Source organism: Vibrio sp. Isolate33 (assembly GCF_022397895.1).
Lineage (GTDB): Bacteria > Pseudomonadota > Gammaproteobacteria > Enterobacterales > Vibrionaceae > Vibrio > Vibrio pomeroyi.
Genome location: NZ_JAKEUP010000002.1, coordinates 652,450 through 673,028 on the forward strand (window position 1 = coordinate 652,450; position 20,579 = coordinate 673,028).

The window sequence follows — 20,579 nt, forward strand, 5'->3', positions numbered from 1 at the left end:
CGATGTCTATTACAACGTATTCAAAAAAAGCATCCTTGGTTGATGAGCTGCCAATTAAAAAAATCCTCTCTATTGTTGGGCTAGCAATTTTAATCAATGGCTGTTCTTCACAGAAACCAACAGGTCGCTACGATATTGATTCCGATATTGCGCCAGACGCGCCTATCTCGGTAGAGCATTTAGAGGATGCTCATCCTCAGTATGAACCCTACAGTTTAGGTGGTAACAATAACTACACACTGCGCGGTGAAGACTACAAAATCGTCAAAGAGACGGAAGGATTTACCGAGAAAGGAAAAGCGTCTTGGTACGGTAAGAAATTTCATGGCCATTTAACCTCAAATGGCGAGATTTACGACATGTATTCGATGTCTGCAGCGCACAAAACATTACCAATTCCAAGCTATGTAAAAGTGACTAATACTGACAACGACAAAACCACGATTGTTCGTATCAATGACCGCGGCCCATTCCATGAAGGCCGAATCATTGACCTTAGTTATGCGGCCGCTTACAAGCTCGATGTATTAAGAACCGGCACTGCAAATGTTGAGATAGAAGTCATTACTGTAGCTATGCCAACCGACGCTAAGAAAAAGGCCGCTTTGCCGCAATTTATTATTCAAGTTGCCACATCTCCGCATGAAGATAGAACAGAAAAGTTGGCCAAAGATCTAAGCGAAAAGCTAGAAGTAGCAACGTTCTTGCAGCCAAATGATGGCAACTACCGTCTGATGCTTGGGCCATTTCATGACTATGCTCTGACTCAAGAGAAATTAGAACAAGTTAAGCTAATGGGTTACCCGTCAGCTTATATAAAAAAACACACCCTAACTCGCTAATTAATCTAACAGTTACTTCTGGTAATCAGCGCTCTGGTGTGACAGAGTGATTCTGTTAATATATGAATAGTTCACCAAATAATTGCATTCAAAATGATTAAATCTAATAAACTTGTTAAATCGATTTTTGCTACTTCTGTTGCGCTTTCTGCAACGATAGCTACATCGTCATTCGCCGCTCCTATTGTTGTTCCTGATGCACCTCAAATCGCCGCTAAAGGTTTTGTTCTGATGGATTACCATTCAGGCAAAGTACTAGCAGAGAAAGAGATGAATACTCAACTTTCTCCAGCAAGTTTAACCAAGATGATGACGAGCTACGTGATCGGCCAAGAGCTTGATCGTGGCAACATCAACCTAAACGACGATGTTGTAATCAGTGAAAATGCTTGGGCTAAAAACTTCCCAGATTCATCTAAGATGTTCGTTGAAGTTGGCACAACGGTAAAAGTTGAAGAGCTGAACCGCGGTATCATCATTCAATCAGGTAACGATGCTTGTGTTGCAATGGCTGAACATATTGCTGGCTCTGAAGATGCATTCGTTGACCTAATGAACGCTTGGGCAAGCTCTATCGGCATGAAAGACACGCACTTTGCTAACGTGCACGGTCTAGACAACCCGAACCTATACTCAACGCCTTACGATATGGCGCTACTTGGTCAGGCGCTAATTCGCGATGTTCCTGATGAGTACCGTATCTACTCAGAGAAAAAATTCACTTACAACGGCATCACCCAATACAACCGTAACGGTCTGTTATGGGATAAGAGCATGAACGTTGACGGCATCAAAACTGGCCATACAAGCAACGCAGGTTACAGCCTAGTAAGCTCAGCAACAGAAGGTAAAATGCGCCTAGTTGCGGTTGTAATGGGTACTAAGAATGCGAACGCTCGTAAAACAGAAAGCAAAAAGCTTCTTAGCTACGGTTTCCGTTTCTTCGAAACAGTAGCACCGCACACAGCTGGTGAGACCTTCGTGGAAGAGAAAATCTGGATGGGTAGCAAGGACACCGTTGCGCTAGGTGTCGACGAAGATACTTTCGTGACTCTACCTCGTGGCCAAGCTAAAAACCTAAAAGCAAGCTTTGTACTTGAGAAAGAGCTAGAGGCGCCAATCAGCAAAGGCGATGTGGTTGGTAAACTATTCTACCAAGTTGATGGTGAAGATGTTGCTGAATACCCACTACTAGCACTTGAAGACGTAGACCAAGGCAGCCTATTTAGCCGTCTGTGGGACTACCTAGTACTGCTGTTCAAAGGCCTATTCTAAGTAAGTAAAAGGTTTGTGCTCAACAAAACCTAAGCTTATTGAAAAGCTAACCTAATGAGTAAGTTCATTATTTACTCATTAATGAAACAAAAGCCGCCATGTGCGGCTTTTGTTGATCTTGAGTTCGGTGATATTTACACGTAATATTCCGCCTTATTACTCGTGTCTGTAGACCGAACACGCTTTTTATCGACTATCGCCAATTTGCGAGAGTCTAGCCTTTTGGAGCTAATCATGAACATCAATTCTGATGCAAAACTAAAAGACCTCTTAGAGTTCCCTTGTTCATTCACTTACAAAGTCATGGGCCACGCTAAGCCAGAACTGACTGAGCTAGTGCTAGAAGTGATCCAGCGTCATGCTCCTGGTGACTACAGCCCAACGCTAAAACCGAGTGCGAAAGGTAACTACCACTCTGTTTCTATCAATATTACAGCGACGTCAATTGAGCAGGTAGAAACCCTATACAAAGAACTGGGCGAGATCGAAATCGTTCGTATGGTTCTGTAATCTTTGATTACGCATGAAAAACAGCGGCTTATTGCCGCTGTTTTTGTTTAAAGCACAGTATCGACACCAAATTCATTCAACTTAATTTTAAATAAATACAAAGAAAGTTGAAAAACCTTGCAGTCCGTCTGTAGTTAGAATCATGTTTCGCGTTTATAATGCGTTCACTTTATTAATCCTTGAGGGAGTGCCGCTTTGCAAAATAAGCTAATCGTAAAAAAATTAGGCCGTCAGGATTATGAACCTGTATGGAAAGCCATGCATAAGTTCACAGACGAACGCACGGAAGAAGACGTAGACCAAGTTTGGTTGGTTGAACACAACCCTGTCTTCACTCAAGGACAAGCAGGCAAAGCTGAGCATGTATTAAATGCCGGTGATATCCCTGTGATACAAAGCGATCGCGGTGGCCAAGTGACTTATCACGGCCCAGGTCAGTTAGTTGCTTACTTTCTGATTAACATCCGCCGCAAGAAATTCGGAGTGCGCGATTTGGTTACTCATATCGAGAACCTCGTAATCAATACTCTGAAAGCTTACAATATAGATTCAGCTGCCCGACCTGACGCTCCTGGTGTTTATGTCGATGGCAAGAAAATCTGTTCACTCGGATTACGTATTCGACGTGGCTGCTCGTTCCACGGGCTAGCACTGAACGTCGATATGGACCTGTCTCCGTTTCTACGTATTAACCCATGTGGTTATCAAGGTATGGAAATGGCACAGGTCAGCCAACTTGGCGGACCAAGTGAACTAGAAAACGTTGAGCAACAGTTAATACAAGAGCTCGTAGAGCTACTCGGCTATGACCAAGTAGACATTCAAGCCACCAGTAACATTACAGCAGAAGCATAAAATCATGAGCAAACCAATCCAAATGGAAAAAGGCGTTAAATATCGTGACGCTGACAAAATGGCATTAATTCCCGTAAAGAATATGCCTGCTGAACAGAAAGAAGTGCTACGTAAGCCAGAATGGATGAAGATTAAACTTCCTTCAGACAGCCATCGTATCCAAGAAATCAAATCAGCAATGCGCAAAAACAACCTGCACTCAGTTTGTGAAGAAGCGTCTTGCCCTAACCTAGCCGAGTGTTTCAACCACGGTACGGCAACGTTTATGATTCTTGGCGCTATCTGTACACGTCGCTGCCCGTTCTGTGATGTTGCCCATGGTCGTCCAGTTGCTCCTGAAGCGGAAGAGCCGAAGAAGCTAGCTAAAACAATTAAAGACATGAAACTGAAGTACGTTGTAATCACTTCAGTTGACCGCGATGACTTGCGTGATGGCGGTGCTCAGCACTTTGCTGACTGTAACCGTGAGATTCGCGAACTAAACCCAAATATTCGTATCGAAACACTGGTTCCAGACTTCCGTGGTCGTATGGACGTTGCGCTTGACCTAATGAAAGACAACCCGCCAGATGTTTTCAACCACAACCTAGAGACAGCGCCACGCTTATACCGCAAAGCGCGTCCAGGTGCGAACTACAAATGGTCTCTTGATCTACTGAAGAAGTTCAAAGAACAACACCCAGACATCCCAACAAAGTCTGGTGTAATGATGGGCCTTGGTGAGACGAAAGAAGAGATCGTTCAAGTACTGAAAGATCTTCGCGAACACGGTGTAACTATGCTGACACTAGGTCAATACCTAGCACCAAGCCGTCACCACTTACCAGTAGAGCGCTACGTGCCGCCTTCAGAGTTCGACGAGCTGAAAGAGATCGCTCTTGAACTTGGTTTCACACACGCTGCATGTGGTCCGTTTGTACGTTCTTCTTACCACGCAGATCTACAAGCTCAAGGTATGGAAATTAAGTAATCACGATTGCTTAACTAAAAATACAAAGGCGCTGAATATTATGTTCAGCGCCTTTTTTCTATCTTCTTAGTGCCGCTAAAAACAACAAAGCCACTCATTAAGAGTGGCCTTGAATAGCAAATATAATGGTGTAGCCGTTAGCTGGTCACTATCCGAAAGAAGCCCAGATTACCGTTGCGACTAAGATTGGGCACACGAACTTGACATACATTGGCCAAACCTTACCAAACCAACCCAGCTGAAAATCAGGGCAACCTTGCTCAAGCTCTTTCACTTTTGACGCTCGACTCCACACCCAGCCACCAAACAGACAGAACATCAATGCGGCGATCGGTTGAAGGTATTGAGTGGCTATCATCGCCACCATGCCAAACATCGCAGCAAAGTTGTAAACAATTACCACACTGAACAGTGCGATTGCACCACCAATCACCCAACTTGTTGGCGTTCTTCTGGTATTGAAACGCTCACTCACTAGCGCTACCGGGCCTTCTAACATCGAAATTGAAGAAGTAAGGGCAGCAATCGTTAGCAGTAGGAAGAAAACAATCGCGAAGATCTGGCCAAGCACACCTAAGCTATCAAACATCAGAGGTAGAACCGTGAACACTAGCGTGTCTGAGCTTAACAGCGAGCCATCTTCCGCGTAGATTTGAACACCTTTTTGCATCGCAACAAACATCGCAGGCATAACGACTAAGCCCGCAATAAAGGCAACAGCAGTATCAACCAAGGTTACGTTCATCGCCATTTTTGGCAGGTTCTCTTTCTTACTTAAGTAGGAGCCATAAACCAACATTGAACAGCCACCAATGGTTAGCGAGAAGAAGCCTTGTCCCATCGCCGCTAGGATCAGTTTTCTATCCCACACTTTCTCAAAGTCTGGAACTAGGTAATGTTTTAAGCCTTCCATCGCGCCAGATTGCGTCATGATGTAGACAAACAATAGGCCGAACAATACAAACAATGCCGGCATTAAACGCGTCGACCACTTCTCGATACCTTGCTTAACACCGCCCTGCACAATCAAAATGGTCAGTACGTAGAACGCAACTGTACCAAAGACATTACGCTCAACGCTGAAGCCTTTAAACCAATCCGCAATCGCCTCTAGGCCAATGAGATCAGCAACAGCGCCGATTAGGAAACAGATCAACCAACCGCCGACAATGCTATAAAATGCTAATACTGCGCTTGGAACACTGAGACCAATCCAACCAACAAATTCACCGACTTTCTTGCCTAGCGGATTAGCCGTTAATGAGCGCATACTATCGACAGGGTTCGCTTGGCCGTGACGGCCGATAGCCATTTCTACCACCAGCATAGGGAAAGCAACCACGAAGATCATGATTAGGTAAACAAGCAGAAAAGCACCACCGCCATTGCTCGCAACTTGAGTTGGGAAACCCCAAATATTACCCAAGCCAACCGCTGCACCAGCCGCTGCTAAAATAAAACCCAAACGAGAGCTAAATAGCTCTCTTGAAGAGGAAGATTGTTGGTCCATATTGCCCGCAAAAAAAATCAGTGAACTAGTTGAGAAGTACGGTAATCAAAAGCAATGATAGACACAACCAATAAATGAACAATTCTCTGATTTTTACAATCAATACGCTATTTAGAACCAAAAAATTAACAACAATCCCGTCTGATAGTTTTTCAATGCCAGATAAAAAAAGATCATCAATAAAGCCCATTCACTAGATTAATACTTATCACTAAGCGAACAATACAAACAAAAAGAGCACCAACCGGTGCTCTTACTATTCATCACTAGATTAAAATTAAATCGTGAATACTTGGTAATCTTTTAAGTTCGGAATGATTTCATGCAACTCTTGCTCTTGTTCTGCCATCTCATCAAGTGAATCACAGAACTCGGTGCCTTCTTCTTGCATTTGCTGAGCATGTTCTTTCATTCGCTCTTCAACTTTAAGCTTGAGATCCGCCATGCTGTCAGCCAGTTCAGTCAGGTTTAGTCCACCCTCTTGCTTCATCTTTTCAGACATCGCATTGAAAGCACTCGAGATAAACTCTTGGTTAAAGATCTCCTTAGCCTTCTCGAAATCTTCAGACCAGCCATTGGCCATCGAGTCGAAACTGTCTGCTGGTAATACTAGCTCACCATCTTTGTAGTAACGCGCCTCAAGTTCAGCAAAATACGTCTTCATTGACTCTTTTACATTATCAAACGACTCAGGCGAATCTAGGCTAGCGGCAATATCATCAATAACATCATTGGCTAATGCTAAGCTCTCGTTAGCCATTTGCTTTGCACGAGGTAAATACTCACTCATGCTGTCACGATACTTCTCTATCGCAGCTTGTTGGTCAGTATCGAGCTCAACTTTCTCACCATGGATATAGAGGTCATTGTTTTCATCGAAGACCGCAGTATCGCCATTCACCTGATGGATTTCGACTTTTTGGTCATCGATTCGTAATTCATTCTTCAAATCAACTCGACACTGCGCTGCAAACGTTGGCAGACTCACAACAGAGATTACCGCTGTTAGTGATGCAATTAATACACTATTTTTCATAAATACATTGCTTTTCATAACATCCTCTCATCAATCTGACAAATTACTATACCTTGGGTTTATGCTTCTTTGTCAGAGAAACGTTTTATATCTATTAGCCAGTTAGTTAGTCGATAGATATAACTTCGTAGCAAAACTGTTTATCAGCGACCTTAAACTCAATCTCATCGCCAACTTCTTTACCCATTAAAGCCTGACCAAACGGCGCATTCGCGGTCACGATGGCAACTTCATTATCATTCCACGTAACAGAAAGCCCGCCAACCCTCGGCCCCATGAAAAAGTGTTTATATTGGTCATGCTCGTCAATCACCACCACATAGCTATTCACCGTAATTTTTTCACTGTCACGCAATACCAGGTTTCGGTAACACTGAATATCATCTTCACACTCTTGCACTCTCACCGCTTGTCCGTGGGCAAGATACGAGGCTTCTAGAGCTAAGGTGTCGTACTTGTGCTCTGGCACTGTCTCTTCATCGGTCGCGGCGTCAATGGCACGCTGGGTAGCGGACTGCGCGATACTTAATCGGGTTTCGAGTTGCTCAATGATTATTTGTCGAAGCTCAGACTTATTCATACTATTGGGGTGCTTTTCTATAGGAGCTACAGAATAGAATTAGGTACAATCAGGTGCAAGACATTTGATTCAACAAGCGACGCTATCATGAATAGACGCCCGCTTTAGCATCAATACGACACTTATTAAATCAGGTAGAACATAAATGATTGAGCAGAAGCTAAAACAAGTATTCGGATTCGATTCACTACGAAACGGACAAAAGCAAGTCATTGATAATGTTCTATCTGGTCACTCGACAGCCGCGATATTCCCGACGGGATCAGGCAAGTCGCTTTGCTACCAATTACCCGCATTAGAGCTTCCTCATTTAACCTTGGTGATATCGCCACTGTTAGCCTTAATGAAAGACCAACTCAGCTTCTTACACAGTAAAGGCATCAGCGCGGCTGCCATCGAATCAAGCCAAGACAGACAAACCACACAACAGGTTATGCAGTCCGTACGTAACGGTGACACAAAAATCCTAATGATCTCGGTTGAGCGCCTGAAGAACGAACGCTTTCGTCAGTTTATCTCCCAAGTGCCTATCTCGTTACTTGTAGTCGATGAGGCGCACTGTATCTCGGAATGGGGTCACAACTTCAGACCTGATTACCTAAAGCTTCCTCAATACAAAAAGCAGCTGAATATTCCTCAAGTGCTATTGCTCACGGCAACCGCAACGACCTCTGTTATCCAAGATATGAAGTCTAAGTTTGATATCGATGAAGAACGTGTTGTGGTTACTGGCTTCTATCGTCAGAACCTAGACCTTTCAATTCAACCTTGCGAACAAGCCAACAAACTAGAAACCTTGTGTAATGTTGTTAACCAAGCTTCTCTCGCTCCGACTATTGTGTATGTCACTCTTCAACAAACAGCAGAGATGGTCGCTCAGCAACTTCGTAATGCTGGCGTAAATGCCGTGGCTTATCATGCCGGTCTTAAGCCAGAAAACAGAGACGCCATCCAACATCAATTCATGAGTGATGACGTCAACTGTATCGTGGCAACCATTGCATTTGGTATGGGTGTCGACAAGTCGAATATTCGCCGAGTGATTCACTTTGACTTACCAAAATCAATAGAGAACTACTCACAAGAGATAGGAAGAGCTGGCCGTGATGGACAAGCTTCTGAGTGTATCTTGCTCGCGAATAAACACGGCTTGAGCACATTAGAGAACTTTGTATTTGGCGATACGCCAGACAACATATCGATCCAGGCAGTATTAAAAGAGATCTACGAAAACCAAAACACTAATGCTTCGGGTTCGAATCAATGGGAGATCATGCTTAATCAGCTATCGCGTGAGTCCAACATTCGTCAGCTGCCGCTTAAAACACTGCTGGTTTACCTCGAAATTGAAGGAGTAATTGAGCCGAAGTACAGCTACTTCGCGGATTACAAATTTAAGTTCATTCGCCCTAAGCAGCAGATCTGCGAGCAGTTCCAAGGCGAACGTCGTAACTTTGTTGAAGCGATTTTTCAATGCTCACCACAAGCGAGAGTCTGGTGCCAAGTTGATTTCGATGCGCTTTGGACTCACTTCCAAGCGGATCGCCAACGTGTGATTGCCGCTATTGATTATTTTAATGAACAGAGCTGGATTGAGCTAGAAAGCAAACAAATCACAGATGTCTACGCGATTCACAATACCTCTGAAGATATGATGCAATTATCTGAGCGATTAACTGAGTTGTTTAAGGCAAAAGAGAACAGTGAAATCAATCGTCTTAATCAGATGCTGAGCTTCTTTGAAGCCGACACCTGTCTAAGCTCACGCCTTGCAAGTTACTTTGCCGATGACAAAGCACCAACCAAGTGTGGTCACTGTTCTGTATGCCGCGGTCAAGTAGCAACCCTACCAACCGTTGATGTTGAGCCAGTTGATGATGAAACGGTAATGACATGGATCCATGAGTTCATTTCAGCGAGCCAACAGCTAATTACCGATGAAGCAATTACTCGTTTTCTCTGTGGAATCGCCACCCCACTTTCAACCAAGCTTAAAGCCAGCAAAATGGTCGGCTACGGAAAATTAGAGCAACAACCATTCAGTGATACCTTAGCGCGAGTGAAGCACCTTCCTAGGTAACTCTCACCTATAAAAAACCGACTAAGCTATCAAGCTTTGTCGGTTGTCATCTAACTCATTATCTTTAAAAGAAGCTCAGCTGACGCATCTGATCTTTGGGTTGTAACATCACACTTAGACCTAGTAAGCGTATCTCTCGTCCTTGTTGTCTTTTCAATATTTCACTCAAGAGCTCTTTAAAATGTTCACGATCGAGTGAAGCGTGTATGTGTTCGATAGTGGTTTGCTGAAAGTCGGCAAACTTGAGTTTGATTCCCTGCTTTATGATCGCTTTACTCGGGCTGGCCTTTTCTAAGCGAGTTTCGAGTTCAGGAAACAGCTTATCTTCTATCACCTGCCAGCATTCTGCGTAGGTCGATATGTTTTGAGTAAAAGTTCGCTCTACGCCTACCGACTTTCTTTCACGCTCAATGATCACTTCTCGGTCATCAATGCCGTGGCTACGCTTCCAAAGTGACGCACCTTGGCGGCCAAACTTGAGCAGCAGGTCGCGATAGTCAGACTCTTTGATATCCTTACAAGTAAATAAACCCGCTTGATGCAGCTTTTCAATGCTCACTTTGCCGACACCAGGAATTTTTTCGAGTGGTAATTCATCGATCACCGCTTGGACATCTTGAGGAGGGATCACAAATTGCCCATTAGGCTTGTTCATATCCGAGGCGACTTTCGCCAAAAACTTTATCGGAGCAATACCAGCAGACGCTGTTAGATTGAGTTCATTCCAGATATCACGACGAATCGATTCTGCAATGAGCGTCGCCGAACCATGACATTGCTTTGAATCAGTCACATCAAGAAACGCTTCATCCAAAGAAAGCGGCTCAATCACTGAGGTATATCGAGAAAAGATTTCGCGGATCTTCTTAGATATCTCTACATAGACTGACATTCTTCCCGGCACAACCAACAAATTAGGGCAAAGTTGCAGCGCTTTACCAGTAGGCATAGCAGAACGAACACCAAACTTACGCGCTTCGTAGTTGCACGTGCTCAGCACACCGCGCTGCTTTTCATGCCCACCCACTGCGAGCGGTCGATTTCGGTAAGATGGGTTGTCTCGCATTTCTACAGCTGCGTAAAAACAATCCATATCGACATGGATTATTTTTCTGACTTTCTCTTGGTCCGAACTGCACATTTAGAAATAACTCAACCTTACAACTGTATCTATGAACAGTATAATCAATTATTCTCAGATTTAAAATGATCTGGAGTCCAGCTCAACAGGTTTCACTTCATTCGCCGCCCACTATTCTGATAGTATTGTTAGGAGTATTTAGTCTATAAGTAGGGATAGCTTTTGAGTGAAAAAATACTAGTGGTAGAGGATAGTCGAGCATTCAGAAACTATCTTTACCAGCAATTTAAGAACGATGGCTATGAAGTTGCGCTGGCGGAATCTGTAGAAGAAGCCAAAGCGATCTTAGAGCAAGAAACGGATTTCTTGTGTGCAGTCCTCGACTACTGTTTACCTGACGGCCAAGACGGCGAGATCATTGATCTGGTACTCGGCTACCAGCAAAAGATCATCGTGCTAACTGGCATGTTCAACAACACACTTCGAGAGCAAGTGCTTGCCAAAGGTGTGCTTGATTACATCCTCAAAGACAGCATGTCATCAGTCAGTTACTTGCTTCCTCTGGTTAATCGAATCTCCAATAATCGCCACCACAAAGCTCTGGTCGTAGATGATTCTGCTGTGGTTCGCCGATATGTCGTCCAGCTTCTCGAACATCAATATATTCAAACCGTTCAAGCAGAAGACGGTGAGCAAGCACTCACGCTTCTCCAAAACGATCCTGATATCACTTTTGTTGTGACCGACCATGATATGCCGAATAAAGATGGCATTTCGATGACCCGCGATATTCGAGTCCATCACGACCGTAATCAACTCGCGATTCTTGGACTGTCTGGTAGCGATGATCGCACCATGACAGCACGCTTCCTCAAAGCTGGCGCTAACGACTTCCTATATAAGCCTTTCAACCAAGAAGAGTTTTTCTGCCGCATCCACCAACTATTGGATATGAAAGAAGCCACCAATGAACTGTTTCGTCATGCCAACGAGGACGCCCTCACCGGATTATGGAACCGTCGTTACCTGTTCAATCAAACCTGTAAAGGTTGTGAGCAGCGCAGTATCGCCATGATGGATATCGACTTCTTCAAGAAAGTGAACGACACCTACGGTCACGATGGTGGTGACGCAGTACTGGTGGAAGTCGGCAAGATTATCAAAGACCACTTTAAAGATGATGTTACGGTTCGTTTCGGTGGTGAAGAGTTTTGTATTCAATCATGCGGTCCATTTGAGGACTTTGTCGAAACCTTAGAGTCGATGCGAGTGGCGATACAAAACCAAGACGTCGTGCATGATTCACAGCTTATCAAAGTCACTATGAGTATCGGCGTCACTGACTTGGTTGGTAGCTTAGATGAACAAATCAAAGCCGCTGACGAGCTGCTTTATACCGCAAAAGAGCAAGGCCGAAACCAGTTAGTATGTGCTCGTAATAATCTTCAACTCGCTAACGAGTAGCTCCAATACTCGAGGAATTTAATACAGAGTATTGTGTAGCACTAAGAAAGCGTAGAAACGAAAAGAGCCCAAGGCGTTAACCTTGGGCTCTTTGCTTTTTAGAGAGCTGAATTAGCCCCTAGTCAGCATCGCCAGTTAAGCGATACGATCTTTGTTCCAAGCCGCTTCTTTTTGCTGACGCTCCGCAAGCTTCTCTTCACGGTATGCTTCACGTGCTTCACGCTTTTTACGTGCATCACAAGGTTCTGGACAGTTACATACCTTATCAATGCCAACTGCACCCAAGCCACCACAGCTGCCTTTCACAACTTTCTTTTGGATAATGTAGCCAATCGACATTGCTGTGATCACTGCTAGAAAAACACCAAATGTAATCAGAAATGTATTCATAATTATCTCGCTTACCTTATTTACCTAAGTATGGCTTAAATGCTTCAGAAGCAATCTCTTTAAAGCCATCTGCTGTTTTTACCACCATGAACACAGGGATGTTATGTTGGTTTGCGACTTCCATTCCTTTCTCCTCACCTAAGACCATAAGGCCAGTAGATAAGCCGTCCGCAGTCATTGAAGACGGGTTTAAAACAGTCACAGAAACCACTTTATGATGAAGAGGCTTTCCTGTTTCTGGGTTGATGATGTGTGAGTAACGAACACCATCACGTTCAAAATAGTTACGGTAATCACCCGACGTTGCGATTGCCATATCACCCGGTTCGATGATCTCTTGAATGTTGCGTTCATCAACACTTGGCTTCTCGATAGCAATACGCCAGCCCACACTTTCGCGGTTTAGGCCTTTTAGACGGATTTCACCACCGACTTCAACCATGTAGTTATGAATGCCGATTGAATCAAGGTAGTCAGCTACCACATCCACACCCCAACCTTTTGCGATGGTTGAAAGGTCAACATACAGGTTCGGCAAATCTTTAGTCAGCTTATTGCCTTCAACACTTAGGTGGTGAATACCTACTTTTGCTTTACGAGCTGCCAGTTCTTCATCTGTTGGCACCACTTCAGGACGCGCTTCAGGACCAAAACCCCAAAGGTTGACTAATGGACCAACCGTCACATCCAATGCACCTTCAGTAAGACCGTTCAAACGAATCGCTTCTTTCACAACTGTTGCAGTTTGTTCCGATACTTCGAAAGCATCCGCGCCTTTGTGTTGGTTAAAGCGGCTTAGTTCAGAGTCTTCACGGTAGGTCGACATCTGGTCGTTCACTTCTTCAAGTAGACGATCGATTTCGGTATGAACTTCATTAGACTCAGGAAATTCATCACCGTTGATGTATTTAATATTGTAACTGGTACCCATAGTTGGGCCACTAAAATGCACTTGCTCTCTTGGCTGTTCACAGCCCGCAAGAAAAATCAAAGAAGTTAATGCAACAAGCCAAATTCTCACTTGCTTACTCCTGTCTAATGTTGAGGATTTATATAAGGAAAAATAAGAGTAAAAAATAGGTCTTTCGAATACCTTACTCTTTCTTATATAAGTCAGTATGTTGTCAAAATCAGTCTTAGAAAAACAAATGGCTGACTCGCAGGAGTCAGCCATAATATCAATCACTTAAGTGGATTAACCACCGAAGTCATCTAGTAGGATGTTTTCATCTTCTACACCAAGATCTTTCAGCATGCCGATAACAGCAGCGTTCATCATTGGTGGACCACACATGTAGTACTCACAGTCTTCAGGAGCTTCGTGATCCTTCAGGTAGTTTTCGTACAATACGTTGTGGATGAAACCAGTGTAACCGTCCCAGTTGTCCTCTGGTTGAGGATCAGACAGTGCACAGTGCCACACGAAGTTCTCGTTTGCAGCAGCTAGGCCGTCGAAGTCTTCAATGTAGAACATCTCACGCTTAGAACGCGCACCGTACCAGTAAGACATCTTACGAGTAGAGTTAAGACGCTTAAGTTGGTCGAAGATATGTGAACGCATTGGCGCCATACCTGCACCACCACCAATGAATACCATTTCATTGTCTGTGTCTTTAGCAAAGAACTCACCAAATGGACCAGAAATAGTACATTTGTCGCCTTCTTTAAGAGACCAGATGTATGAAGACATCACACCAGGAGCTACGTCAGGGTTGTTTGGCGGCGGAGTTGCGATACGCACGTTAAGCTTGATGATGCCTTTCTCTTCTGGGTATGAAGCCATAGAGTAAGCACGGATCGAATGCTCTTTAACGATAGACTCGTAACGGAACAAGTTGAACTTATCCCAGTCACCACGGTATTCCTCAGGAATATCGTAATCTGCGTATTTCACGTGATGTGGTTCAGCTTCAATCTGAATGTAACCACCCGCGCGGAACGGAACTTCTTCGCCTTCAGGGATAGCTAGTGCAAGTTCTTTGATGAAAGTAGCTTCGTTGTTATTCGAGATAACAGTACATTCCCACTTTTTAACACCAAAGATATCTTCGTCTAGTTCAATCTCCATGTCAGTTTTCATAGCAACTTGACATGCAAGACGTTCGCCTTCGCGAGCTTCGCCTTTTGTGATGTGATCAAGTTCAGTTGGAAGGATGTCGCCACCACCAGACTTAACTTTTACACGACACTGACCACAAGAGCCACCGCCACCACAAGCAGAAGATACGAAGATACCAGCGCCAGCTAGGGCACCAAGTAGCTTGCTACCAGGTTGAGTAACGATCGCCTTTTCAGGGTCGCCGTTTACAGCAATAGTGATGTCACCTGATGGTACCAGCTTAGATTTAGCGAAAAGAATCACTAGTACTAGAGCCAATACAATAATGGTAAACATCGCTACGCCAAGAATAATGCTTTGCATTTGTTATTCCTTATTACTGGGTGCTTACCCTACAGTTGAACACCAGAGAAAGACATAAAGCCTAACGCCATCAGACCAACAGTAATGAACGTGATACCAAGGCCACGAAGACCCGGAGGAACGTCAGAGTACTTCATCTTCTCACGGATACCCGCAAGAGCAACGATAGCTAACATCCAACCCACACCAGAACCGAAGCCGTAAACAACAGATTCAGCAAAGTTGTAGTCACGAGTTACCATGAAAGATACACCACCAAAGATTGCACAGTTAACTGTGATCAGTGGAAGGAAGATACCTAGTGCGTTGTACAAAGGTGGGAAGAAACGGTCTAGGACCATCTCTAGGATTTGTACAAGTGCCGCGATAACACCGATGAATGCGATGAAGTTAAGGAAACTTAAATCGACACCTTCAACAAGCGCGTTTTCTTTTAGGATGTGTGTGTAAACAAGGTTGTTTACAGGAACAGCGATTGTAAGTACTACAACTACCGCAACACCAAGACCAAAAGAAGTTTTAACTTTCTTAGATACCGCTAGGAATGTACACATACCTAGGAAGAAAGAAAGCGCCATGTTTTCGATGAAAATCGATTTAACTAGCAGACTAATATAATGTTCCATGACTACCTTACCCCTTCGCTTCTACTTGTTCTGGTTTGAACACACGAATCGCCCAAATCAAGAAACCAATTAGGAAGAATGCAGAAGGTGCTAGAAGCATCAAGCCGTTTGGCTGATACCAACCACCGTTGCTCACTAGAGGTAGTACTTCCATACCAAATAGTTTGCCAGAGCCTAGAAGCTCACGGAAGAAACCAACAGTGATAAGAACGAAACCGTAACCAAGACCGTTACCAAGACCATCGATTAGAGATGGGATTGGCGCAGACTTCATTGCGAATGCTTCAGCACGACCCATTACAATACAGTTAGTAATGATTAGGCCTACGAATACAGATAGCTGCTTAGAGATATCGTATAGGTATGCTTTTAGCACTTGGTCTACCACGATTACTAGTGATGCGATAATTGCCATCTGAACGATGATACGCACACTGTTAGGAATGTGGTTACGGATCAAAGAAACGAAGAAGTTAGACAGAGCAGTAACGAACATTACCGCGATAGTCATAACAAATGCTGTTTCTAGCTTAGTGGTTACCGCAAGAGCAGAACACACACCAAGAACCTGTAGCGCGATTGGGTTGTTGTCCAACACCGGCGCTAAGATGCTCTTTTTAATTTCTTTTGCACTAGACATTAGTTCAGACCTCCGTCACGAACTTTTGCTAGGAACGGACCAAAGCCCATATCACCTAACCAGAAGTCAAATGTATGTTGAACACCAACGCTAGTCAGTGTTGCACCAGAAAGGCCATCTACACCGTGCTCTGAACCTTGAGGAGCGCCACCTTTAACAACCTGGATAGCAGGTTTGTGGTTTTCGTCGAATAATTTCTTACCAACGAATTGAGCGCGCCAAGTTGGGTTCTCAACCTCACCACCAAGTCCAGGAGTTTCACCTTGCTCGTAGTAAGTGATACCAGAAACTGTGTTGCCATCAGTTTCTACCGCAACGAATGCGTACATCATTGACCATAGGCCGTTACCGTGAACAGGGATGATAACTTTAGAAGTTTCAGCGCCATCTTTCACAAGATATACAGTACCTGTGTTAGCACGACGAAGGATCTTAGCAATGTCTTCTTCAGCTGAAAGCTTGATTGACTGAGCTGGATCTTTTGCCGCTTTACGTTGGTCGTATGCAGCAGCATCGCCGTCAACGAAATCGCCAGTAGCGAAATCAACTAGACGAGGTTCGATGTTCTCTGCGTACAACGCTGGAATATCACCTGCAAGGTCAATGCCCGCAACTTCAAGGATCTTAGTTTGCTGATCCAGAACTGCGTTAGCTTGTTGCTTAGGTTTAAGAACAACTGCAGCTGTTGAAACGATGATTGAGCACACTAGGCTCAATGCGATAACAACAAACAGCGTCTTTTTAATGCTATCGTTATTACTTGCCATAGCGCGCTAGTCTCCGCTTAATGTTCTTCTCGATTACAACGTGGTCAAACAGAGGAGCAAATAGGTTTGCGAATAGAATCGCAAGCATCATGCCTTCTGGATATGCAGGGTTAACTACACGGATCATTACACACATTGCGCCGATTAGGATGCCGTACCACCACTTACCTTTGTTGGTAAATGAAGCTGATACTGGGTCTGTCGCCATGAAGAACATACCGAATGCGAAGCCACCTAGAACTAGGTGCCAGTGCCAAGGCATGCTGAACATTGCGTTAGTATCAGAACCGATCACGTTAAACAGCGTAGACACAGCAATCATACCGATCATTACACCAGCAATGATACGCCATGAAGCGATACGCATGTAAACGATCATCGCTGCACCAATCATAAGTGCTAGAGTCGATACTTCACCGATAGAACCTGGGATGTTACCAATGAATGCGTCCATCCAAGTGATTGCTTCACCAGATGTCACGTTCATTAGTGCACTACCGCCGCCTTGAGCCCATTGGCTAAGAGCAGTTGCACCAGAGAAACCGTCTGCAGCAGTCCAAACTACGTCACCTGAAATCTGTGCAGGGTATGCAAAGAATAGGAACGCACGGCCAGCAAGTGCAGGGTTCAGGAAGTTACGACCCGTACCACCGAAGATCTCTTTCGCTACAACAACACCGAAGGTAATACCTAGTGCTGCTTGCCATAGAGGAAGTGTTGGCGGAACGATAAGCGCGAATAAGATAGAAGTAACAAAGAAACCTTCGTTTACTTCGTGCTTACGCACCATACAGAACAGAACTTCCCAGAAGCCACCAACGATGAATACCGTTGCGTAGATAGGTAGGAAGTATGTCGCACCAAGTAGCATCTTACTGCCAACACCTGCATCGGCTCCTAAGGAGGCGCCAAGCATTTCGGTTAGCCAGTAGTGCCAGTTACCATCGATAACAGATGCTAGTTCAGCGCCTGCGTACATATGGTTAAGTGCTGCGATAGCTTGGCCACCCGCGTTGTACATACCCCAGAACATTGCTGGGAATACCGCGAACCAAACCATGATCATGATACGTTTTAAATCAACGCTATCACGAACGTGCGAGCTTTTCTTTGTAATAAGACCTGGCGTGTAGAACACTGTCGCTGCTGCTTCGTAAAGCGCAAACCACTTCTCGTGTTTACCACCTGGCTCAAAATGATGCTCGATGTCTTCAAGAAACTTTTTAAGGCCCATGAAAATTACCCTTCCTTCTCAATCGTATCTAGGCATTCACGAAGTAGTTGACCGTACTCGTACTTACCTGGACATACAAAGGTACACAATGCTACATCTTCTTCGTCTAGCTCTAGCGCACCTAGTGCTTGAGCACTATCAACGTCGCCTGCACATAGATCACGAAGCAGCAATGTAGGTTCCATATCTAGAGGCATTACGCGCTCGTAGTTACCGATTGGAACCATTGAGCGGTCACTACCGTTTGTCGTCGTTGTCATGTTGAACAACTGACCTTTAAACAGGTGACCAAGGAATGAACGAGTAACAGAGAACTTGTTCTTACCAGGCATAGCCCAGCCGAATAGCTCTTTATCACGACCTTCACGTAGAACAGAAACTTGCTGATGGTAACGACCAAGGAAAGCATGTGGACCTGTTGCTTCAGTACCCGTAAGTACAGAACCAGAAATCACACGAACTTCGCCTGGCATTAACTCGCTGTCAGTCAACTCTTCAAGGCTAGCACCAATTTGAGTACGAACTAGACGTGGGTTGTTTACCACTGGACCAGCCAGAGAAACAACACGCTCAGAGTAAATCTCACCAGTAAGGAAAAGCTTACCGAATGCGATAACATCTTGGTAGTTAATGCTCCACGCTACATTTTGTGCATTTACCGGGTATAGGTAATGCATATGCGTGCCTGCAAGACCTGCAGGGTGTGGGCCATCAAAAACATGTTCTTCAACGTTAGACTGAGCTGAACGAGGTAAGCTAGTACCTTTTTTACAAACGTACACTTTACCGTTAGTCAGAGTTGAAAGAAGATCTAAACCAGCAACGAAAGCATCAGACTGCTCGTTAATGATTAATTCTGGCTCAGCTGCTAGCGGATTAGTATCCATAGCAGTAACGAAAATAGCCTGAGTTTCAGAATCAACTGCTGGAACCTTGCTGAACGGACGAGTTCGCAAAGCGGTCCATGCGCCAGACTCAACTAACTGAGTTTTAACCGTTTCACGGTCAAGACCTGCTAGTTGGTTAGCTTCATAGCTATTGAACGTGATTTGCTCATTGCCTGCTACTTCAATCACTACTGATTGAAGAACACGCTTAGCACCACGGTTCACTTCAATAACTTTACCGCTTGCTGGAGAAGTAAATACAACACCTGGGTTCTTTTTATCTGCAAAAAGAACTTGGCCTTTCTTCACTTCATCACCAACGCGAGCATGCATCGTAGGACGCATACCAACGTACTCTTCGCCAAGCAAGGCGACTTTAGTGATGGACTTACCATCATTAATCACCTGGGATGGAGTTCCTGCGATAGGAAGATCCAAACCCTTCTTTATTGTAATCATACGCACTTGCACTACTTTATCGGGAAAAAGATTCTTTTAATTGCGTAAATTCAGGACGTTTTAAAATCGCCCTTAGACACGACATTACAGTGTCCGGTTTTGGTAAATTTGAGATACCAAAATCGCAACATTATCTTAATAAACTCATCACACAAAACATGTGAGATTTATCAGGTGCCGTATTCTAGCATTTTTTGACAACTTGATGCCATGACCAATAACTTGAATACCGCCTTTATTTGGTGAGATTTGAAGCATATGGACTCTCAAATATGTATAAATTTGACGAGCCGCACAGATAAAATGGCTTTTGAAACGTGTTTTAAACAAGAGATTAATACTCTGTCACAAACTAATATTTTACGAGTTATGTTGAAACACTGTTAATAAAAACATTACTCATTGTAGGTATTTTTAGTCGTTCAAATTGCCATCAGTTTGAATGATATAACAACGAAAAACACATAGGTTTGGCGACAAAAAAGGCGGCATCGCCGCCTTTTCTCAATATGCTCGTTGTGTTACTTGCCACCACCCATACACATAGGGCTGTCTGGCACGTTATCGAGCTGCTTCATCCATTCATCTTTTGTATAAGTGTGAATGGACAGTGCGTGAATATTATTCGCTAACTCTTCTGAAAGTGCTTTATTTACCGCTCGATGACGAGCAATAAGACGTAAACCTTCAAACACATCACTGACAACAATCACTTTAAAATGACTCTCAGAACCGGCCGGAACATTGTGCATATAGCTCTCATTGACCACGTTTAAATGACTTGGTGAAAACTCATTGTGCAATTTTGTTTCGATAACTTCTTGGATCATTGTGATTCCTTAATAACGTATTGGCATTATCCGTGGGGTGAGTATAAACCCTAAGCGGTCGACTGTCTGAGTATTTGATAGCGAATGGCGTAGGTTTGCTTGAGTTTTTTCTATCTTGTTC

At 44.1% G+C, this 20,579-nt stretch carries 20 protein-coding genes; 7 read left to right on the plus strand and 13 right to left on the minus strand.

The window, feature by feature from the left end; all coding sequences use genetic code 11:
• Window positions 1-2: 2 nt before the first annotated feature.
• From L1D37_RS06295 to lipA, 5 genes are all read left to right on the plus strand, one after another.
• Window positions 3-842, plus strand: coding sequence for a septal ring lytic transglycosylase RlpA family protein (locus L1D37_RS06295; RefSeq protein WP_239847274.1), 840 nt, complete (start codon window positions 3-5; stop codon window positions 840-842).
• A gap of 93 nt (window positions 843-935) precedes the next feature.
• On the plus strand, window positions 936-2,117 hold the full coding sequence (locus tag L1D37_RS06300; RefSeq protein ID WP_017068508.1) for a serine hydrolase: 1,182 nt from the start codon (window positions 936-938) through the stop codon (window positions 2,115-2,117).
• Window positions 2,118-2,348: 231 nt separating this feature from the next.
• Window positions 2,349-2,627, plus strand: a complete 279-nt coding sequence (ybeD, locus tag L1D37_RS06305) for a DUF493 family protein YbeD (RefSeq protein ID WP_026084358.1) — start codon at window positions 2,349-2,351, stop codon at window positions 2,625-2,627.
• 195 nt (window positions 2,628-2,822) lie between these two features.
• Complete coding sequence (gene lipB / locus L1D37_RS06310) at window positions 2,823-3,482, plus strand: lipoyl(octanoyl) transferase LipB (RefSeq protein ID WP_004737632.1); 660 nt, start codon at window positions 2,823-2,825, stop codon at window positions 3,480-3,482.
• Window positions 3,483-3,486: 4 nt separating this feature from the next.
• The gene (gene lipA, locus L1D37_RS06315) at window positions 3,487-4,452 is read left to right on the plus strand and encodes a lipoyl synthase (RefSeq protein ID WP_017059920.1); all 966 of its coding nucleotides are present in this window, start codon (window positions 3,487-3,489) and stop codon (window positions 4,450-4,452) included.
• A gap of 148 nt (window positions 4,453-4,600) precedes the next feature.
• Here lipA and L1D37_RS06320 read toward each other — a convergent pair whose 3' ends face one another.
• From L1D37_RS06320 to L1D37_RS06330, 3 genes are all read right to left on the minus strand, one after another.
• A complete protein-coding gene (locus L1D37_RS06320) occupies window positions 4,601-5,962 on the minus strand; it encodes a sodium-dependent transporter (RefSeq protein ID WP_176681872.1) in 1,362 nt (453 codons plus the stop codon).
• Between the two features lie 277 nt (window positions 5,963-6,239).
• Complete coding sequence (locus L1D37_RS06325) at window positions 6,240-7,016, minus strand: YggN family protein (protein WP_239847275.1); 777 nt, start codon at window positions 7,014-7,016, stop codon at window positions 6,240-6,242.
• Between the two features lie 88 nt (window positions 7,017-7,104).
• A complete protein-coding gene (locus L1D37_RS06330) occupies window positions 7,105-7,578 on the minus strand; it encodes a GreA/GreB family elongation factor (protein WP_239847276.1) in 474 nt (157 codons plus the stop codon).
• Window positions 7,579-7,723: 145 nt separating this feature from the next.
• Between L1D37_RS06330 and L1D37_RS06335 the strand changes: the two genes are divergently transcribed.
• On the plus strand, window positions 7,724-9,658 hold the full coding sequence (locus L1D37_RS06335) for a RecQ family ATP-dependent DNA helicase (protein ID WP_239847277.1): 1,935 nt from the start codon (window positions 7,724-7,726) through the stop codon (window positions 9,656-9,658).
• A 64-nt stretch (window positions 9,659-9,722) separates the two neighbouring features.
• On the opposite strand, the gene dinB is transcribed toward L1D37_RS06335, so the two are convergent.
• The gene (dinB, locus tag L1D37_RS06340; protein WP_239847278.1) at window positions 9,723-10,799 is read right to left on the minus strand and encodes a DNA polymerase IV; all 1,077 of its coding nucleotides are present in this window, start codon (window positions 10,797-10,799) and stop codon (window positions 9,723-9,725) included.
• Between the two features lie 162 nt (window positions 10,800-10,961).
• Between dinB and L1D37_RS06345 the strand changes: the two genes are divergently transcribed.
• The gene (locus L1D37_RS06345) at window positions 10,962-12,203 is read left to right on the plus strand and encodes a diguanylate cyclase (protein WP_239847279.1); all 1,242 of its coding nucleotides are present in this window, start codon (window positions 10,962-10,964) and stop codon (window positions 12,201-12,203) included.
• Window positions 12,204-12,338: 135 nt separating this feature from the next.
• Here L1D37_RS06345 and nqrM read toward each other — a convergent pair whose 3' ends face one another.
• The 9 genes from nqrM to bolA form a co-directional block, all read right to left on the minus strand.
• Window positions 12,339-12,593, minus strand: a complete 255-nt coding sequence (nqrM, locus tag L1D37_RS06350; RefSeq protein ID WP_004737624.1) for a (Na+)-NQR maturation NqrM — start codon at window positions 12,591-12,593, stop codon at window positions 12,339-12,341.
• A 16-nt stretch (window positions 12,594-12,609) separates the two neighbouring features.
• The gene (locus tag L1D37_RS06355) at window positions 12,610-13,614 is read right to left on the minus strand and encodes an FAD:protein FMN transferase (protein ID WP_239847280.1); all 1,005 of its coding nucleotides are present in this window, start codon (window positions 13,612-13,614) and stop codon (window positions 12,610-12,612) included.
• A 174-nt stretch (window positions 13,615-13,788) separates the two neighbouring features.
• Complete coding sequence (gene nqrF, locus L1D37_RS06360) at window positions 13,789-15,015, minus strand: NADH:ubiquinone reductase (Na(+)-transporting) subunit F (protein WP_017631923.1); 1,227 nt, start codon at window positions 15,013-15,015, stop codon at window positions 13,789-13,791.
• 29 nt (window positions 15,016-15,044) lie between these two features.
• A complete protein-coding gene (gene nqrE, locus L1D37_RS06365) occupies window positions 15,045-15,641 on the minus strand; it encodes an NADH:ubiquinone reductase (Na(+)-transporting) subunit E (protein ID WP_009848375.1) in 597 nt (198 codons plus the stop codon).
• Between the two features lie 7 nt (window positions 15,642-15,648).
• A complete protein-coding gene (locus L1D37_RS06370) occupies window positions 15,649-16,281 on the minus strand; it encodes an NADH:ubiquinone reductase (Na(+)-transporting) subunit D (RefSeq protein WP_008223083.1) in 633 nt (210 codons plus the stop codon).
• Window positions 16,281-17,048: a Na(+)-translocating NADH-quinone reductase subunit C gene (locus L1D37_RS06375; RefSeq protein WP_176681879.1), complete on the minus strand. Its 768-nt coding sequence runs from the start codon at window positions 17,046-17,048 to the stop codon at window positions 16,281-16,283. The genes L1D37_RS06370 and L1D37_RS06375 overlap by 1 nt, the downstream gene beginning before the upstream one ends.
• Window positions 17,038-18,282 (minus strand): NADH:ubiquinone reductase (Na(+)-transporting) subunit B, encoded by a 1,245-nt coding sequence (locus L1D37_RS06380; RefSeq protein ID WP_048669180.1) that lies wholly within the window; start codon window positions 18,280-18,282, stop codon window positions 17,038-17,040. Before L1D37_RS06380 ends, L1D37_RS06375 begins: the two co-directional genes overlap by 11 nt.
• Window positions 18,283-18,287: 5 nt before the next feature.
• A complete protein-coding gene (locus L1D37_RS06385) occupies window positions 18,288-19,628 on the minus strand; it encodes a Na(+)-translocating NADH-quinone reductase subunit A (protein ID WP_128644399.1) in 1,341 nt (446 codons plus the stop codon).
• A 521-nt stretch (window positions 19,629-20,149) separates the two neighbouring features.
• On the minus strand, window positions 20,150-20,458 hold the full coding sequence (gene bolA / locus L1D37_RS06390; protein ID WP_017064186.1) for a transcriptional regulator BolA: 309 nt from the start codon (window positions 20,456-20,458) through the stop codon (window positions 20,150-20,152).
• Window positions 20,459-20,579 lie beyond the last annotated feature (121 nt).

Bases quoted from the DNA above. Each gene is read 5' to 3' on its own strand.
- L1D37_RS06295 (WP_239847274.1), top strand. From the start codon at position 3: ATGTCTATTACAACGTATTCAAAAAAAGCATCCTTGGTTGATGAGCTG.
- L1D37_RS06300 (WP_017068508.1), top strand. From the start codon at position 936: ATGATTAAATCTAATAAACTTGTTAAATCGATTTTTGCTACTTCTGTT.
- lipA (WP_017059920.1), top strand. From the start codon at position 3,487: ATGAGCAAACCAATCCAAATGGAAAAAGGCGTTAAATATCGTGACGCT.
- L1D37_RS06320 (WP_176681872.1), bottom strand. From the start codon at position 5,962: ATGGACCAACAATCTTCCTCTTCAAGAGAGCTATTTAGCTCTCGTTTG.
- L1D37_RS06325 (WP_239847275.1), bottom strand. From the start codon at position 7,016: ATGAAAAGCAATGTATTTATGAAAAATAGTGTATTAATTGCATCACTA.
- L1D37_RS06330 (WP_239847276.1), bottom strand. From the start codon at position 7,578: ATGAATAAGTCTGAGCTTCGACAAATAATCATTGAGCAACTCGAAACC.
- L1D37_RS06335 (WP_239847277.1), top strand. From the start codon at position 7,724: ATGATTGAGCAGAAGCTAAAACAAGTATTCGGATTCGATTCACTACGA.
- dinB (WP_239847278.1), bottom strand. From the start codon at position 10,799: ATGTGCAGTTCGGACCAAGAGAAAGTCAGAAAAATAATCCATGTCGAT.
- nqrM (WP_004737624.1), bottom strand. From the start codon at position 12,593: ATGAATACATTTCTGATTACATTTGGTGTTTTTCTAGCAGTGATCACA.
- nqrF (WP_017631923.1), bottom strand. From the start codon at position 15,015: ATGCAAAGCATTATTCTTGGCGTAGCGATGTTTACCATTATTGTATTG.
- nqrE (WP_009848375.1), bottom strand. From the start codon at position 15,641: ATGGAACATTATATTAGTCTGCTAGTTAAATCGATTTTCATCGAAAAC.
- L1D37_RS06370 (WP_008223083.1), bottom strand. From the start codon at position 16,281: ATGTCTAGTGCAAAAGAAATTAAAAAGAGCATCTTAGCGCCGGTGTTG.
- L1D37_RS06375 (WP_176681879.1), bottom strand. From the start codon at position 17,048: ATGGCAAGTAATAACGATAGCATTAAAAAGACGCTGTTTGTTGTTATC.
- L1D37_RS06380 (WP_048669180.1), bottom strand. From the start codon at position 18,282: ATGGGCCTTAAAAAGTTTCTTGAAGACATCGAGCATCATTTTGAGCCA.
- L1D37_RS06385 (WP_128644399.1), bottom strand. From the start codon at position 19,628: ATGATTACAATAAAGAAGGGTTTGGATCTTCCTATCGCAGGAACTCCA.
- bolA (WP_017064186.1), bottom strand. From the start codon at position 20,458: ATGATCCAAGAAGTTATCGAAACAAAATTGCACAATGAGTTTTCACCA.